Source organism: Acidovorax sp. GW458-11-26-14-TSB4 (assembly GCF_059423865.1).
In genome coordinates, this window is sequence record NZ_JBWKYR010000039.1 from 1 (window position 1) to 14,884 (window position 14,884).

Below are 14,884 nucleotides of genomic sequence, written 5' to 3' on the forward strand. Positions count from 1 at the left end.
TCTCTTTGGTGACTTTCTCTTGGCGGCCCAAGAGAAAGTTACTGCGCCGCCGGGCGCACATCCCGGCCTCCGCCCTCGGCACAACAACACAAGCCAACTACAAGATTCGAAAGAACACAGCCCCAAAAACTCACTCATTCTCAAAACTCAACTCCTGCCACGAAGAAGCCAGCGGCACAGGACCCGATCCCTCGTCATCCCACGGCGGCGGCGCCACGGAATTGGCCAACTGCCGCGGCCCTAGGCACATCTGCAGGTACAGGTGGTCGCGCAGCACGGCGCGGCCCGGGCCGAACTGCACGGGAGGCGTTTCATCACCGGGCTCGAAGAGCACGTCGATCTCGACCTTGGCGCCGCGGGGCGGGTTCAGGAACTCCTGCGCTGCAGCAACAGCCTCGATCCAGACGAAGGCGCCCGCGATCTCCGCCGTGGCGAAGGCCGATGAGGGAAGGTTCAGGCCGGAATGGACCATGGAGTAATCGTGCCAGGCCATGTGCGGGTGGACATGCGCGGCCTCGCAGATCTCGAGCGCGGCGCGCTCTGCCAGCGCGGCTTTTTCTTCGCTGTCCGCGTCCTCGGGGTAGGCGAGTACTAGTCGCATGGCGTGCACCGGGTCGTCATCAAAACATACTATCAACCCAGCCCCGGTTTGATCAACCAATCAATTGCCAGCTGGGCCACCTGGCGCGGCAGAGCCTACACGGGCGCTGGCGTGGGGTGCGGCCCCACGGGCTCGGGCGGCAAAGGGTTGCCGGGCTGGGGCTCGGGCACGGGGTCCACCGGCCCCAGGGGATGGGGATGGTGGGTGGCTGGGATCATCGTCATCATCGTTATCGTTATCGTCGTCGTCTGCATGGTGGTGGCTCGTTTGTGGTCAAGGGCCCATGGCGTGCCGGCTCAGCGCGAGGCGGGCGAGGCCGGGACCTCGCTCGCAGGCGCTGTGGCCTGCACGGGCACCGCAACGCTGGTGCTGCTGCCGGAGGCCTGGGCTGGACTGCCGGCGGCAGGCGGGGTGGCGCCTGCCGGTGCGCCCATGCTGTTGCGGCTGGCGTCCACCGGCGTGTCGGCCGACTGGGGCTGGGCCTGGGCCGGCCCTTGGGTGCCGGCCTGCGCGGGCGACGATGCGCTGGGCGCGGCGGGCGCCATGCCTTCGCTGGTGGCTGCAGGTGGACGCTCGCCGCTGCGGCTGGCGTCCCCTCGGGGGCCCAGGATGTTGAAGCCCAGCACCGCCACGACGGCCAGGGCCACCATGCCAATCACCCACCACATGGCCTTGCTGTTTTCACGCCCGCTGGTGGGTGTGGGGTGGTCGCCCGGGTTGTGGTGGGTGGTGGCGGGGCGCGGTGGCGTGGGCGAGGGGGATGGGGTCATGGATGGGCTCCGGTTCTGGCGGGCGCGCAGCGCGATGCAGGCGATAGCCAATAGGGGTGGGTGGGGGCTGTATCGATGACCCCATGCTCGCGCCGCCGGCGCCCTGGCGGTGTAAGACGCGCCCGTGTGGCGCCGCCGGACAGGCAGCAGTGGCGGTGGCGAGGGCCATCACCCGGGGACCTGGCATTGGCGCCCGCATTGGTTGCTTTTTGTGTAAGACGTTGCGGATCGCAGGAGCTGGCCCCACAATCGTCCAAATGGCCAGGGAGCCCTTGATGCCGATGGAGTTCATGCTCGAGTTGTCGCAGGGTGAGCTGCCCCGAACGGTGGATGACGCCCGGGGCATCGACTGTGTGCGCGTGTTGGCGGCCGCGGCCTTGGTGCAGGCGCTGCTCCCCGAGGTGGGTGCCAGGGTGCAGAGCGCCCAGGTGCTGGCCATCACGGCCGAGGGGCGGGCGGCGCTGCGCAAGGCCTACCCGGAGCGGGATTTCCGATTCCTCACCGGCCATGCCAGGGGTGCTCCCCCTGCGGCGTCGCTGTTTCCGCGCTGGCTGCCTGCACTGCCGGGGCGCGGCAGCATACCCTTGCGCGATGCGGCCGACAGCGAGATCGGTGGCATGGGCTGAGGAAGGTGCCCCGCATTGCCCAATGAAGCCCGACGGGCCAGGCACCGGGGCCTGCCCACGGCATGCCGGCAAGAGAAAAATGCAACGAACACAGCGAGTGGGGCCTGAGAGGAGGCCCGCCGCCGCGTGGCACTTGGCTGTGCGCGCGCTGGATGGAGGGTTCCGGGCGCGGTGCCTTGATTGGCACGGTGGGGCGGGCGGGCTGGCTGGCTGCATGCAGGGGGGCGCAGGCCTGTCGATGCGTGAGGCCTCCGTACGCCGGTGCAAGGCAGCCATCACCCAACGGTTCACTCACCCACTCACTCGCGGTTGCTCATTCCTTTGCCGAAATACGCCGTGGACAGGCCCTGGTGGCCCGCATCCGCCGGTGCCGCCCACCTGCAGACGGCGGGCACCCACTGCTTTCTTCAGTCCTTGGCCTTGCTGCCCGGGGCCGATGCAGTGGCGTTGTTGCCAGTGCCGCCGGCCTGCGGGGTTTTGTTGGCGCCACTGGCCGAGGCGGTCTGCGTGACCTGGCCGGACTGGTTGGAGCCGCGCAGGCCTTCGTTGCGGCTGCGCATGCTGCGCCAGGTGTTGAACTCGTCGGAGAACTTCTGGTAGCGCTCGCTGCGCCAGGAGTCATAGTCTTCGTCCAGCAGGCGCAACTGCTCCTGGCGCCAGGCCGCGTACTCGGGATCGTGGCGTTGCTGCGGGCTGCTGCTGTACTGCTGGCCGTTGCCCTGCTGGCGGCCGTAGCTGCTGCCGCCATGGTCACGGTACCCGCCATAGGCGTCCTGGTGGCGGTGGTCCCAGCGGTCGCCGCCGTCCTGCGGACCGTCCAGGCCGTAGCCGCCGTCCGGGCGGCCGTCGGAGCCATAACCGTAGCTGCGGCCCTGGCGGTTGCCGTAGCGGTCGCTGTGGCTCTGGTCGCCATGGCCTGGGTCGCGGCCATAGCCGCCATAGCCTTCGCGGGCCCAGCCATCGGGGCGGTTCAGGCGGGCGCGCTCGTCGGTGCCATAGCCGCCACCGCCATACTGCTGTTGGCGAAAGCGCTGTTCCGATTCGTGGGGGTCATAGCCGCCGATGTCGGGGCTGCGCGCACCGTAGCCAAAGCCGCCGGCGTCGTCCTTGTTATTGCTGCTGTTGCGGTAGCCGCCCTGGTCCTGGCCCTGGTAGCGGTCGCGGCCATCCCAGGCGCGTGCGCCTTGGTAGGCGCCTTGGTAGCCTGGTCCGTCGCGCCGGCCGCCATAGGCTTCGTTGCGGTCCGTGCGGTGGTCCAGAGGCACGGAATGGCGGGTGCGCAGGTCTTCGTCGCGGTTCAGGTCGGGATGGTCGCTGCCATCGCGGTTCATTCCGTGGCGCGAAAAGCCACTGTCGTCACTGTCTCGGTATCCCATAGTCTTGCTCCTTGGCGAGTGGGGGGCGCGGTGGCCCGGTGAACTGCGGCCCGCATGCCGCTGCGCCGCGCGAGGGCGATCACGCCCTTGCGTGCTGGGTTTTGTGCGGGCCGCAGAACCGGGTGTGCGTCATCCCGTCAATGCTGGTTCTTTGCAGATCGCTGGTTCGACGACTCACCCTGTTGGCCACCTTGCTGGCGGCTGGCCTCGTTGTTCTGCTGGCCTTGCTGGTTCTGCTGGCGGCTGCCCGTGCTCTGCTCCTGCTGGCGTTCGCCCGAGGGCTTGCGTTGCGGGTTGCTGCTGTCGTCCTGGTACTGGTTGCTGCCTTGGGGGTTGTTCTTGGGCATATACGTTCTCCTGTTGAGGTGAAAACATTGCACACGACGACCGTGTGTGGCTCCATTTTTTGGCGCGGGGGCGGGCTGTCCTGTAGGTCTTGTCCTATGCGCCGGTCGGAAAATCGCCCACGGCGGTAAGCAGATGCACGGGCTGTATCCAGGGGGTGCGTCAGCCTCCGAGATGTAAGCCGCGTGAGCAGGCGCAAGGCCTGGGAGGCCGTTTGGGGGCGGCATGGCCACCGGAAAAATCGGTGCCGGTCTTTGGGGTGCCGTCCTACAAACGCGGCTGCCGGCCGGCCCCTACCATGGCTGCGCCGTGAGGGGTGCTGTGACCCCGGATCGGCGTCTCTCCCTCGTGACCATCGCGAGTTGGGCCCGCCGGCGTGCGGGCCCTTTTTTTGGGTGCGCCACGGGGCGCGCAGTGGTCCCGCAACGGTCCCGCAATGGCTTACTCTGCGCGCAGGCATTGTTGGACACCCGGCCAGCGGGGTCTTGCTACCATGGTGGCATCCGGGCCTTACCGGACAAAGCAGCCCCCTTGGGATCCAGCCCCGTATGCACATGTCGTCAGCCGTTTTCAGATTCACCCGCGATGGGCGCGAATCGCACAGCACCATGATCAGCGCGACCACCGACGCGATGAGCGTCGTGCTCGTCTGGCAGGCGCTGGGGCCGGGCCGCAGGCACGAGGTGCTGGACGACCGCGGCGAAGAGTTCATGGTGGCGCGCCTCACCTACCCGGCCGACCAGGCAGCGCAGGCCATCAACGACCTGGACGAGCAGTGCGACACGCACGGGGTGCTGCGCGAGGATGTGCCCGGGGGCTGACCAATTCCCACCTGCGCAATGCTGCGCGAAGCGGCTCAGGAAGGGCCGGCGCCCCCGTCAAGCATCTGCCGCACCCGGTGCGCGAGCTGCACCACGTCGAAGGGCTTGGTGAGGATGGCCATGCCATCCTCCATGAGGCCGTTGCCCACGGCGGCGTTCTCGGCGTAGCCGGTGATGAACAGCACCTTGAGGCCCGGGCGCACGCTGCGGCCTGCATCGGCCACCTGGCGGCCGTTGAGGCCGCCGGGCAGGCCCACGTCGGTGACCAGCAGGTCGATGCGCTCGGTGCCCTGCAGCAGGTGCAGGCCGGTGGGGCCGCTGTCGGCCAGCAGCACGCGGTAGCCGGCTTCGGCCAGCACCTCGCTGACCAGCGCGCGGATGGTCTCTTCGTCCTCGATCACCAGCACCGTCTCGCCCGCGCCGGGCGTGAGCGCGCCGGGGGCCGGGCCGGCGTCGTGCTCGGCGGCACTGCCCTGGTGGCGCGGCAGGTACAGGGCCATCGTGGTGCCCTGGCCTGGGGCCGATTGCACGCGCACCTGGCCGCCCGACTGGCGCACGAATCCATACACCATCGACAGCCCCAGGCCCGTGCCCTGGCCCAGCGGCTTGGTGGTGAAGAAGGGGTCGAAGATGCGCTGCACCAGCTCGGGCGGCATGCCGGCGCCGGTGTCGGCCACGCTGAGCACCAGGTACTCGCCGGGCGGCAGTTCAAGTTCGCGGGCGCTGCGCTCGTCCAGCACCTGGTTGGCCGTGGCGATGGCCAGGCGCCCGCCCTGGGGCATCATGGCGTCGCGCGCGTTGATGCACAGATTGAGCAGTGCATTCTCATGCTGTGAGGGGTCGATGCGGGCGGCACACAGGTCGGGCGCGGCGGCCACCCGCAGCTCCACCGTGGGGCCCACGGTGCGGGCGATCAGGTCCTGCATGCCGGCCACCAGGCGGTTCACGTCCACCGGGCGCGGGTCCAGCGTCTGGCGGCGCGAGAAGGCCAAGAGGCGCTGCGTGAGGCTGGCGGCGCTGCGCACCGAGCGCTCGCACATCTCGACGTAGCGCTCCATGCCCTCGCGCCGGCCCTTGGCCATGTGCATCTTCATGACCTGCAGGCTGCCGCTCATGGCGGCCAGCAGGTTGTTGAAGTCGTGCGCGATGCCGCCCGTGAGCTGGCCCACGGCCTCCATCTTCTGGGCCTGGCGCAGGGCCTCTTGCGCTTCGTCGAAGGCGGCCTGCTGGCGCAGCCTGTCGGTGATGTCCACCCCTGTGGCGAAGGCACCGATCTGCGTGTCGTCGGCCGCGCGCAGCACCTCGAACTTGAGCTCGTACTGGCGCTGGGCGATGGCCGGGTTGCCGAACCGGCCCTGGACGGTGAAGGACTCGCCGGCCATGGCACGCTGCCACAGTGCCAGCGCGGCCTGCACGTCGGCACCCGTGCCGTTCAGCAGCGCGGTCAGGCTATCGCCGGGAGCGGGGCGCACGCCGTAGACGCGCTCGTATTCGTCGGCATTGGCCTGGTTGATGGCCAGGAAGCGGTAATCCCGGTCCAGCACCTGGATGAAGGCGTCGGTGGTCTGTACGATGGTGGCCAGCACGTCACGTTCGGCCGTGCGCTCGGCCAGCGCCGCGGCATGGTCCTTTTCGTCCTGCACGTCTCGGGTGATGCAGTAGACCAGGCCCTCCTCGGGCACGGCCACCCATGACAGCCAGCGCCAGCCGCCGGCCTTTGCGCGGTAGCGGTTCTCGAAGCGCAGCACGGGCAGGCCGCGTTCGCTGGCGTCGGCCCAGGCGCGCTCGCTGGAGGCCAGGTCGTCAGGGTGCACCAGATCGCGATAGCCCATGCGCTGCATCTCCTCCTCGGTCCAGCCCAGGGTGTGTTCCCAGGCGGGGTTGGCGGCCTCGAAATGCCCGCTGGCGTTGATCACGCACAGCAGCTCGGGGCTCACGGCCCAGGCGCGCCCGCGCGACAGGGTGCGCTCGATCACCTGGCGCTCCAAGTCGGCGTTGAGCGCGCGCAGCCGCGCCTCGCTGGCCTGCGCGGCGGCCTGGGCCTGCACGCGCTCGGTCACATCGTAGCCGCCGACGAAGATGCCGTGGATGCTTCCGCCCTCATCGCGCATGGCTTCGTAGAGGATGTCGATATGGCGCTCGTTGGCCTCGCCCTGCAGCAGGATGGGCATGGCCGAGGCCTGCATGGGCTCGCCGGTGGCGTACACGCGGTCCAGCATTTCGTAGTAGCCCTGGCCCCTGAGTTCGGGGAACACCTCGCGCACGGTGCGGCCGAGGAAGTCGCGCGGGCCCGAGATCTTGACGTAGGCATCGTTCACGTACTCGAAGCGGTGCTCAGGCCCCATGAGCACGCCCACGAAGCCGGGCATCTGCTGCAGCAGGCGCTGCTGGCGCGCCCGTTCTGAGCGGGCCTTGCGCTCGGCCAGCACCTTGTCGGTGGTCTCGACCACCGTGTCGAGCATGGCCACGATGGCGCCGTGCTCATCGAACCAGGGGCTGTAGCAGAAGGTGAAGAATGCTTCTTCCAGGGCCGCGCCGCCGCGGTCGATGTGCATCTGGAAGTCTTCGATGAAGGTGGATTCGCCCGCCAGGGCCTTCTCGGCAATCGGCTTGAGGCCGTCCCAGGCCTCGGACCAGGTCACGCGCAGCGGCTGGCCGAGCGCCTCGCCCTTGCCCCCGAGAATGGTGTGGTAGCCATCGTTATAGATGGCGATGAGGTCCGCCCCCCAGAACAGGCAGGCGGGAAAGTCGGACGCGAGCAGCATGTCCACCGCGATGCGCAGCGAAGCCGGCCAATGTGCGATGGGCCCCAGCGGCGTGGTGGACCAGTCGAATGCGCGGATGCGCGCGCCCATGGCGCCACCGCCAGCCTGGAATGCAGAAGATCGATGCGGGTGGGGTTTTATCGGGTCGGCTGGCATGCGGTCACGAGGATAACCGGACGACAGCGCGCAAGTTTGTCAGCCATCGCCTCATTGCACCCAGCGGAACGGCACGGTCTTGACCCCATCGCCATTCCACGCCGACACGGTGCCGGTGACCTCGCGTCCGGCTGGCGTTTCCTTCGCCTGGATCAGGCTCAGGTGGTAGCGGTAGCCATCGCCATTGGCCGCGCGCGCCTCGCCAATGGCGCGGGCCGCCGCATCGGTGTGCTGCAGGGCCATGCTGGCGCCGGCCAGCAGCACGGCGATGCCCGCGCCCATGGCGATGGGCCAGCGCGTGCTGCGCGCCTTGACGCCGGCGGCGGCCATCGCTTCGCGCACCGGCGGTGCACCCAGCTCGCGTGCCAGCCACAGCATCAGCGCCACGGTGAACACCAGCAGCACGCCGCCGAGCACGGCCAGGGCTGCATGCGCCTGGACCATGGCGAGCGTGAGGCCCGGCGGCTGCAGCAACGGCGAGACCAGCACCACGGCGGCCAGCAGCGCCAGCATCGAAATCGCCATGCGCCGCACGATGGAGGCGGCACGCAGGCTGCCGCGCAAGAGGAAGATGCCGCCGGCCACCGAGAAGATGTTGAAGCTCGACACATAGGGCACGTCGAGCGCCAGGCAGATGAGCCAGGCAGCGATATCGATGCCGCCCACGATGAGCAGGGCCAGGCCGGTGCGGTGCAGGTAGGGGCGGTGGGGGGTGTCGAAGGGCATGGCAGCAGCGCAGTTTTACCAGGCGCCAGTCTACGTCGTTGCGGCTGCTGAGCGGCTGGGAGCGAGCGCCTGGACAGGAGGCGGTCGGGCTTGAAAATCGTCGGCGCCAACGCCCGAGAAACCGGCCTGGCCGGGTATTGCCTTCGGCGCCCGGTGGCCCATCGCGGGTTTGCCGGAATTGCGCCGCGATCCCCGATTTTCGAACCTTGCGCTTCTATCCCTTCTGCTGCACGCTCTCCTGGCAGATCGCCCATGCGGTGGTGTATTGCCGGGCGACGACCTCACAGAACCCCCTTGCCCAGCAAAGCCAGCTGCATCAACGCGACGGTCATGGCGCTCCACGCAATGGCGCCCGCCAATATGCCGCCGTGGGCCAGGCCCAGTGTCAGGCGCGACAACGGCCACGCCAGCAGGGGGACCGCCTGCATCGAATGTACCCCCCAGAAGTGCGCTATGCGCAGGTCTCCGATGTCCGTGCGCCAACCTGTCAGCGGCAAACCTGCCTGGGCGTCTTTCACGACCTGGACGAAAGGCCCACGGTACTGGCCTAGGGCAGATCCGGTGTAGCCAGCCAGCACAAACATCAGCACGAAGCCCAGGCCGATGGCCAGCAACATGGGCTCGCGCTGCGAGGGTGCAAGGCGGTACCAGCGCCAAAGCGCCACAGCCCCTATCCATGCGCTTGCACCCACCAGCACAGAGGCACCACCCGCCATGAGGCTGGCGCCCACGCTCTCCAGTGGCGTTGCGCGGTTGAAATGGGAGGGTACCCCGCGCGCACCTTGCACCGTGATGTAGACCACCTCGAACAGCACGGTGATGGCCAGCGAAACGACCAGCACCTTGTGGCCTGGCAGCGCCACGCCGCAATGGCGCTGCATCCACGCCATGGCCCAGACGATGGTGAGCAAGTGCAGCGCGATGGAGAGTTGGAACTTGAGCGGCTTGGCCCACACATTGGCAGTCCACGCCAGATCGCCCACCGTGCGGTGGTCTATTTGCCCCATCAATGACGTAGGCAGCGCCATGGCCAGCAGTGCCAGGATCAGCCAAAACAGCGCGGGTGTGGTGTGTTCAAGCGTGCGTAGGTTCATGGGAGCCTCCGTGGGATGGCGTGTGCCGGGCGATTCATTGCAGGGGGTGTGAGGTGAACTGTCGCCGAATTTGCTTGCGTTTTTCAATGCATAAATGCAACGCAAAATTGCGATTTTGTGCATACGCAGCGCACCGCTGCGTTCCCAGAATCCAAGGCTTCACAACCACTTTGATGGAGCTTTTCATGACCCCTGTTGCCTTGAACCCCGCCCTTGCTCGCAGCGCCGGCTGGCTGGCCATCGTGCATGCGCTGATGTTCTTCATTCCACTGGGTGTGCTGGGTGCGGCCATCGGCTGGCCAGCCAACCTGGACCTGCCGGCCTCGCACAACTTGCCGCTGCTGCTGAGCGAGTCGGTCAGCGTGAAGCTGGGCTACAGCGTCTACTTGCTGTACTCCATCCTGTTCTGGCCCGCCGTGCTGCTGATCACCCGCGCGCTGAGCAGCCGAGAGGGCGGCTCGGTGCTGCTGCAGCTTGCGGCAGGCTTTGCGCTGGTGTCTACGCTTGCGCGCTGCCTGGGCATCGTGCGGTGGCTCTCGGTGATGCCCGCTCTGGCCACCCAGTACAGCGGTGCCGACGCCGGCTTGCAGACCACCATCGGCGTGGTCTACGACGCCTTCAACGCTTACGCCGGGCGCACCGGCGAAGTGCTGGGCGTGTTCCTGTTTGCCGCCCTCTGCGTGTGGCTGCTGTCGCTGGCCCTGTGGCGCCACTCCGACATGCCGCGCTGGCTCGCGGTGATGGGCATGGCCACGGCATTGGGGCTGAGCGTGCTGGCGCTGGAGCTGTTCGGCCTTGACCTTTCGGCCTTCATTGCACCGTTTTCCATTCTCTACATGGCGTGGATGGTGTGCCTGGGCACGGTGCTGATCCGCCGCGCCAAGCGCTGAGGGGGACTTTGCCATGAACAACGCTACCAACGCTCCAGACCGTTCGCTTCATATGATCTTCGGCACCGGGCCTGCCGCCTGCTGGACCGCGCGGGCGCTGCGCGCCCGAGGTGTGCCGGTGCTGGCGGTCAACCGCAGTGGCCAGCGCCCTGGCCTGATGCCGGCCGATGTCCACATATTGCGCGCTGACCTCATGGACCGCCGCCAGGCGGTGGATGTGGCCCGGGGTGCGGCGGTGGTGTACCAGGCCCTGGGACCAGCGTACAGCGAGTGGGCCCAGCGGTTCCCCGTGCTGCAGGCGCACACCGTGGAGGCGGCCCAGGTGGCGGGCGCGCGCTACGTGGCGCTGGAAAATCTTTACATGATGGATGCGGACAGCACCATCACCGAAACCAGCCGGGTTGCGCCAAGCTCTGCCAAGGGCGCCGTTCGCCTGGAGATGCACGAACGATTGCGGGCATTGCACCAGGCCGGTGATCTGTGCATCGTGGCCCTGCGCGCCAGCGACTACTACGGCCCGGGCGTGCGTACCTCCATCATGGGGGAGCGCGTGTTTTCCCGGCTGGTGGCGGGCAAGGCCGCCCAGGTGATGGGCCGCACCGACCAGCCGCACAGCCTGGCATTCATCGCAGATGTGGGTGAGGCGATGGCCACGCTGGGCTGCAGCACCGACGCCGCGCTGTGGGGCCGGGCCTGGTTGGCCCCGCATGCGCCGCCCGCCACACAGGCCGAGGTGATCGCGATGGCCTGCCGCCTATTGGACCAGCCCACGAAGCTGTCGGCGTTGCCGGGGTGGGCGCTGCCTCTGATCGGCCTGTTCAGCCCTGATGCCCGGGCCAGCGTGGAGATGCAGTACCAGGTGCTGAAACCCTTTGTGGTGGATGGGCAGCACAGTCAGCGAGCACTGGGGCTGACCGCCACGCCGCTCATCGACGGACTCACCCAGACCCTGGCCTGGTACCAGGCGCAACAGGTTGCGCTGAACCTCAGGAGCCCAACGACTTGAGCGCCTGCGCGAGGTAGTCCGCCACCACACGCAGGCGCGGCTGCTGGCGCAGCTCCTTGTGGGTGACCAGCCACACCGGAAAGCGCCCGGGCTGGACTTCGGTGAGCACTTCGCTGACGAGGGCCTCGCGTTGGGCCACCACCTTCAGACTGGATGCAATGCCCAGGCCGGAGCGGGCCATCTGCCAGGCGCTGGCGTGGTCGCTGCACGCGCACACGATGCAGTCACCCAACTGGGGCAGGCCGGATTTTGCAAAACCCTCTCGCAGCGGATGCTGGGGCGACACGTCGATGAACCGGTGGCGCAATAACTGCTGCGGATCCATGCGCGGCGTGCCATGACGCGCCAGATAGGCGTGGCTGGCGTAGAGGCCCAGATCGAACCATGCCACCCGTTTGGCGATCAGCTCGCTGTGCACCGGCTGCGTGAGCCGGATGGCGATATCTGCCTCGCGCTTGTGCAGGTTGCTGAGCGAATCGACAGCCACCACCTCGAAATGGATGCCGGGCTGCAGGCTGTGCAGCACGCCGAGCAGGTCGGGCAGGATGAAGTTGGCAATGGTCACGCTGGCGCTGATGCGAACCACCCCTTTCAGACCGGTGTCCTTGGCGGCCACCCCCAGGCTAAGTTGGTGCATGGCGCCGTGCATGGCTTGGGCCGGCGCCAGGAACTGCTGCGCGGGCAGGGTGGGCTGCATGCCCTGGCGGCTGCGCACAAAAAGTTCGATGCCCAGGTGTTTCTCCAGCGCCGCGATGTGCCGGCTCACGGTGGCCGCATTGGTCTGCAGGCGCTGGGCGGCAGCAGCCAGTGAGCCTTGTTCGGCAACCGCCACAAAGCTCTTGATCCAGTCCCAGGACATTCGGTGCAGTGGGTCCATCGGTGGTGTGCGTGGCCGGGCAGGTCTCAGGTCCGGGCGTGGCTAAGGGCTTGCTGCCGGGACAGCGGCAGCGCCAGTCGGACCGCCCGGCGAAAAGGAGAGGACGAATGGGCTCTGGCAGTGAAGACCCATGGCTCGGCCATGGGACCAAAACACGGTGAAAAATCGACCGCTGCGGTCGTGTTGCAGCCGATGCTTCTCAAGCTGGACAGCCTCCTGGGAGGTTTCCTGGGCAGCCCAGCGCTGGAGCGTGTGGTCACGCGCGTGAGCCGCATGGAGTGCTTGCAGAAAAAGAACTCGACACGGTGGCACAGTTCTTCTCTGCGGATCGACCTAGTTGCCTTCAGCATGGCGACCGCCTGCGGCTTAATCTGCTGGCTTGGCAGCAGCCTTGCCGTCGCCGCGCGGCTTGCGCGCATGGGGCGCTGCCGCAGCCTTGGCGGGTGCGGCCGTGGCCGTCTTCCTGGACCTTGACGGTGCGGGCTCTGCAGCAGGTGCGTCGGCCTGCGCAGCAGCTGGCTTGCGCCCGCCACTGCTGCTGCCCTTGCGCGGTGCCGATGCCGCACGGCGGCGGGGTGCAGGGGCGGCTGCGTCAACGCTGTCCGCAGCGTCGCCCAGAGCGTCTACCATCGCAGCGGCTGCTGCCTCGGCACGCTCGTCGGCGGCCACTGCATTGTCTGCTGCTTCGTCGCGGTAGGGCTGTTGTGCTTGAGCAGGCGCTGGCACCGGTGCCGGCGCTGGCTGGGTGAAGTAGCTCGTGCGGGCCTGGCGCTCGGCTGGCGCGTCGGCGCGCTGGTGGTCCGTGCGGACGTCTGTCTGCTGCTGGTTGTGCCGCACGTTCGCATGCTGTTGCGTCGCGCCGGATGGGGTGGAGCCTTCACCACGGCGCCCACGCGAGCGGTCGCCACGCCCACCGCCGCCGTCGCCGCTGCCGCCAGAGGCATGGGACAGCGCTGCCACGGCGTGGAAGTCATGGCGCTGGTTGCCCGCCGCGTTGCTTTGGCGTTCGGCGGGTGCGGCATCGCTGCGGACCACAGGTTCGAGCCCTTCGCCGGCCACTGCACCCAGGCCGCGGAACACATAGGCGCCCGACTTCTCGTCGCGCCCAAACTCCATCAGCCCACGCGCCTGCGCCTCTTCGAGCAGGTTGCCGAAGGTGCGAAAGCCGTAGTAGCTCTCGCTGAAATCGGGCCGGCGGCGCTTGATCGCCTCCTTGAGCACCGAGGCCCAGATCTTGCCGCTGTCGCCGCGCTCGGAGATCAGGTCCTCGAAGGTCTCCACCGCCAGCTCCACCCCCTGGGTGCGGCGCGCGTCCTGCTTTTCCTTGCGCTGGCGCTCCTCCTCGGGCGTGCGGCGTGGCGCCGCGGGCGCTGCTGCGGCACCGGAGCCCTGGCCCTGGCGGCGGGCCAGCGTGCGCTGCTTCTCGCGCACCAGGTCGTCGTAGAAGATGAACTCGTCGCAGTTGGCGATGAGCAGGTCTGAGGTGGACTGCTTCACGCCCACGCCGATCACCTGCTTGGCGTTCTCGCGCAGCTTGGAGACCAGGGGCGAAAAGTCCGAGTCGCCGCTGATGATGACGAAGGTGTCCACGTGCGACTTGGTGTAGCACAGGTCCAGCGCGTCCACCACCAGGCGGATGTCGGCCGAGTTCTTGCCCGACTGGCGCACGTGCGGAATCTCGATCAGCTCGAAATTCGCCTCGTGCATCGCGGCCTTGAAGCCCTTGTAGCGCTCCCAGTCGCAATAGGCCTTCTTGACCACGATGGAGCCCTTGAGCAGCAGGCGCTCCAGCACGGGCTTGATGTCGAATTTTTCATACTGCGCATCGCGCACGCCCAGGGCGACGTTTTCAAAGTCGCAGAACAGGGCCATGCTGATGCTGTTGTCTAAAGGGGATGCCATGGGAGTGTGTCCGTTCCAGCTCGGTTGACATCATCACACGGATCGCGATTGGCCCCGTGTCTGCATGGGCTCGATGGCCACGCGAACCTCGTTCGGATTCCATCCTGGCCAAGGTTTTACCCGCCCGCCTGCCCGCCTGTCTATCCACCTCATCGACACCACGGCTTGATGACATGCTCGCCATCCTTTACTACACGCTGATGCTCTTCTCGGGTATGCCGTATACCGCTATGGGCAGAAACAGCTCGCCAAAGGCTATCGCGACGAGAACGACGAAGTCACCAAGCCGCCCCTGGGGCCGGTGGGCTTCGTGGTGTGCGCTGCCATCACCGGCTTTCTGTCCTTCGGCCTGCTGCGTGCGCTGGCCAGGGGCGAGATTGAACGCGTGGGAAAGGGGTGCCGAGGGCAGGTCCATACCCTGGCAGAACAGGCGGGCCAGTACTGGGGCAAGCTGTTCTTTTTGGCGTGGCTGGTGCTGTTTCTGGCGTATGCGCTGTACGTCACTTTCAGGATGTGGTCACGGGGGTCGCGGCCGGTTGCTGGGCAGTGCGTTGCAGGCGGCGCAGGAACACTTGAATCTCTTTTCGGGCTTGGTGATCCCCCTTGCGTTCGGCCACGGCCATGCCCTGGGTCCAGGCGTCCTGCGCGGCTTCGGGGCGGCCGGCCAATGCGTGGGCTTTGCCCAGCAGCTTCCACGCGGCGGAGTAGTCGGGGGACCATTGCAGGCATCGCTGAAGGTGGGTGATGGCGGTGCCAGCGTCGTTCATCTTCAGGCAGTGCGATCCCAGCGTGAACCGCAGCATGGCGTTGTCTACCCCGCGCTGTAGCAGGGCTTCGAGGGGTTTCATGTCCATGGTGCAGGGGCCGGGGAGTTGCGTTGCCCTTGTTTTTAAAACATCAACCGCACTTGAGGTCAAGCAGGCCCGCCA

The 14,884-nt window shown here is 67.6% G+C and carries 16 protein-coding genes; 4 read left to right on the forward strand and 12 right to left on the reverse strand.

The window, feature by feature from the left end; genetic code table 11:
- Positions 1-130 precede the first annotated feature (130 nt).
- From AC07X5_RS31660 to AC07X5_RS31670, 3 genes are all read right to left on the reverse strand, one after another.
- Positions 131-601 (reverse strand): hypothetical protein, encoded by a 471-nt coding sequence (locus tag AC07X5_RS31660; RefSeq protein ID WP_494773392.1) that lies wholly within the window; start codon positions 599-601, stop codon positions 131-133.
- A 95-nt stretch (positions 602-696) separates the two neighbouring features.
- On the reverse strand, positions 697-825 hold the full coding sequence (locus tag AC07X5_RS31665; protein WP_494773393.1) for a hypothetical protein: 129 nt from the start codon (positions 823-825) through the stop codon (positions 697-699).
- 72 nt (positions 826-897) lie between these two features.
- On the reverse strand, positions 898-1,371 hold the full coding sequence (locus AC07X5_RS31670; RefSeq protein ID WP_494773394.1) for a hypothetical protein: 474 nt from the start codon (positions 1,369-1,371) through the stop codon (positions 898-900).
- Positions 1,372-1,661: 290 nt separating this feature from the next.
- Between AC07X5_RS31670 and AC07X5_RS31675 the strand changes: the two genes are divergently transcribed.
- The gene (locus AC07X5_RS31675) at positions 1,662-1,997 is read left to right on the forward strand and encodes a hypothetical protein (RefSeq protein ID WP_494773395.1); all 336 of its coding nucleotides are present in this window, start codon (positions 1,662-1,664) and stop codon (positions 1,995-1,997) included.
- A 407-nt stretch (positions 1,998-2,404) separates the two neighbouring features.
- Here AC07X5_RS31675 and AC07X5_RS31680 read toward each other — a convergent pair whose 3' ends face one another.
- Positions 2,405-3,373: a hypothetical protein gene (locus tag AC07X5_RS31680; protein ID WP_494773396.1), complete on the reverse strand. Its 969-nt coding sequence runs from the start codon at positions 3,371-3,373 to the stop codon at positions 2,405-2,407.
- A 137-nt stretch (positions 3,374-3,510) separates the two neighbouring features.
- The gene (locus AC07X5_RS31685) at positions 3,511-3,720 is read right to left on the reverse strand and encodes a hypothetical protein (protein ID WP_494773397.1); all 210 of its coding nucleotides are present in this window, start codon (positions 3,718-3,720) and stop codon (positions 3,511-3,513) included.
- 606 nt (positions 3,721-4,326) lie between these two features.
- Here AC07X5_RS31685 and AC07X5_RS31690 point away from each other — a divergent pair.
- Entirely contained in the window at positions 4,327-4,539 is a 213-nt protein-coding gene (locus tag AC07X5_RS31690) for a hypothetical protein (protein WP_409956255.1), read from the forward strand.
- A 35-nt stretch (positions 4,540-4,574) separates the two neighbouring features.
- Here AC07X5_RS31690 and AC07X5_RS31695 read toward each other — a convergent pair whose 3' ends face one another.
- From AC07X5_RS31695 to AC07X5_RS31705, 3 genes are all read right to left on the reverse strand, one after another.
- Complete coding sequence (locus AC07X5_RS31695) at positions 4,575-7,394, reverse strand: PAS domain-containing hybrid sensor histidine kinase/response regulator (RefSeq protein WP_494773398.1); 2,820 nt, start codon at positions 7,392-7,394, stop codon at positions 4,575-4,577.
- A 117-nt stretch (positions 7,395-7,511) separates the two neighbouring features.
- Positions 7,512-8,186, reverse strand: a complete 675-nt coding sequence (locus tag AC07X5_RS31700) for a hypothetical protein (protein WP_494773399.1) — start codon at positions 8,184-8,186, stop codon at positions 7,512-7,514.
- Between the two features lie 281 nt (positions 8,187-8,467).
- Entirely contained in the window at positions 8,468-9,280 is an 813-nt protein-coding gene (locus AC07X5_RS31705; protein WP_409956252.1) for a hypothetical protein, read from the reverse strand.
- A gap of 185 nt (positions 9,281-9,465) precedes the next feature.
- Between AC07X5_RS31705 and AC07X5_RS31710 the strand changes: the two genes are divergently transcribed.
- Together AC07X5_RS31710 and AC07X5_RS31715 are read left to right on the forward strand one after the other, a co-directional pair.
- Entirely contained in the window at positions 9,466-10,170 is a 705-nt protein-coding gene (locus AC07X5_RS31710) for a DUF4386 family protein (RefSeq protein WP_409956251.1), read from the forward strand.
- A gap of 13 nt (positions 10,171-10,183) precedes the next feature.
- The gene (locus tag AC07X5_RS31715) at positions 10,184-11,176 is read left to right on the forward strand and encodes an NAD-dependent epimerase/dehydratase family protein (RefSeq protein ID WP_494773400.1); all 993 of its coding nucleotides are present in this window, start codon (positions 10,184-10,186) and stop codon (positions 11,174-11,176) included.
- Here the strand turns inward: AC07X5_RS31715 and AC07X5_RS31720 are convergent.
- From AC07X5_RS31720 to AC07X5_RS31735, 4 genes are all read right to left on the reverse strand, one after another.
- Positions 11,157-12,053, reverse strand: coding sequence for a LysR family transcriptional regulator (locus AC07X5_RS31720; RefSeq protein WP_409956249.1), 897 nt, complete (start codon positions 12,051-12,053; stop codon positions 11,157-11,159). The genes AC07X5_RS31715 and AC07X5_RS31720 overlap by 20 nt on opposite strands.
- 366 nt (positions 12,054-12,419) lie before the next feature.
- Positions 12,420-13,955 carry an NYN domain-containing protein gene (locus AC07X5_RS31725; RefSeq protein ID WP_494773401.1) on the reverse strand — a complete coding sequence of 512 codons (1,536 nt, stop codon included), beginning with the start codon at positions 13,953-13,955 and terminating at the stop codon, positions 12,420-12,422.
- A 190-nt stretch (positions 13,956-14,145) separates the two neighbouring features.
- The gene (locus tag AC07X5_RS31730; protein WP_494773402.1) at positions 14,146-14,370 is read right to left on the reverse strand and encodes a hypothetical protein; all 225 of its coding nucleotides are present in this window, start codon (positions 14,368-14,370) and stop codon (positions 14,146-14,148) included.
- 91 nt (positions 14,371-14,461) lie between these two features.
- Positions 14,462-14,803 carry a tetratricopeptide repeat protein gene (locus AC07X5_RS31735; protein ID WP_494773403.1) on the reverse strand — a complete coding sequence of 114 codons (342 nt, stop codon included), beginning with the start codon at positions 14,801-14,803 and terminating at the stop codon, positions 14,462-14,464.
- Positions 14,804-14,884: the final 81 nt, after the last annotated feature.

What these genes read in the sequence shown, in the direction of transcription:
- AC07X5_RS31660 (WP_494773392.1), bottom strand. Translation starts at nt 601, where the DNA reads ATGCGACTAGTACTCGCCTACCCCGAGGACGCGGACAGCGAAGAAAAA.
- AC07X5_RS31665 (WP_494773393.1), bottom strand. Translation starts at nt 825, where the DNA reads ATGACGATGATCCCAGCCACCCACCATCCCCATCCCCTGGGGCCGGTG.
- AC07X5_RS31670 (WP_494773394.1), bottom strand. Translation starts at nt 1,371, where the DNA reads ATGACCCCATCCCCCTCGCCCACGCCACCGCGCCCCGCCACCACCCAC.
- AC07X5_RS31675 (WP_494773395.1), top strand. Translation starts at nt 1,662, where the DNA reads ATGCTCGAGTTGTCGCAGGGTGAGCTGCCCCGAACGGTGGATGACGCC.
- AC07X5_RS31680 (WP_494773396.1), bottom strand. Translation starts at nt 3,373, where the DNA reads ATGGGATACCGAGACAGTGACGACAGTGGCTTTTCGCGCCACGGAATG.
- AC07X5_RS31685 (WP_494773397.1), bottom strand. Translation starts at nt 3,720, where the DNA reads ATGCCCAAGAACAACCCCCAAGGCAGCAACCAGTACCAGGACGACAGC.
- AC07X5_RS31690 (WP_409956255.1), top strand. Translation starts at nt 4,327, where the DNA reads ATGATCAGCGCGACCACCGACGCGATGAGCGTCGTGCTCGTCTGGCAG.
- AC07X5_RS31695 (WP_494773398.1), bottom strand. Translation starts at nt 7,394, where the DNA reads ATGGGCGCGCGCATCCGCGCATTCGACTGGTCCACCACGCCGCTGGGG.
- AC07X5_RS31700 (WP_494773399.1), bottom strand. Translation starts at nt 8,186, where the DNA reads ATGCCCTTCGACACCCCCCACCGCCCCTACCTGCACCGCACCGGCCTG.
- AC07X5_RS31705 (WP_409956252.1), bottom strand. Translation starts at nt 9,280, where the DNA reads ATGAACCTACGCACGCTTGAACACACCACACCCGCGCTGTTTTGGCTG.
- AC07X5_RS31710 (WP_409956251.1), top strand. Translation starts at nt 9,466, where the DNA reads ATGACCCCTGTTGCCTTGAACCCCGCCCTTGCTCGCAGCGCCGGCTGG.
- AC07X5_RS31715 (WP_494773400.1), top strand. Translation starts at nt 10,184, where the DNA reads ATGAACAACGCTACCAACGCTCCAGACCGTTCGCTTCATATGATCTTC.
- AC07X5_RS31720 (WP_409956249.1), bottom strand. Translation starts at nt 12,053, where the DNA reads ATGGACCCACTGCACCGAATGTCCTGGGACTGGATCAAGAGCTTTGTG.
- AC07X5_RS31725 (WP_494773401.1), bottom strand. Translation starts at nt 13,955, where the DNA reads ATGGCATCCCCTTTAGACAACAGCATCAGCATGGCCCTGTTCTGCGAC.
- AC07X5_RS31730 (WP_494773402.1), bottom strand. Translation starts at nt 14,370, where the DNA reads ATGGACCTGCCCTCGGCACCCCTTTCCCACGCGTTCAATCTCGCCCCT.
- AC07X5_RS31735 (WP_494773403.1), bottom strand. Translation starts at nt 14,803, where the DNA reads ATGAAACCCCTCGAAGCCCTGCTACAGCGCGGGGTAGACAACGCCATG.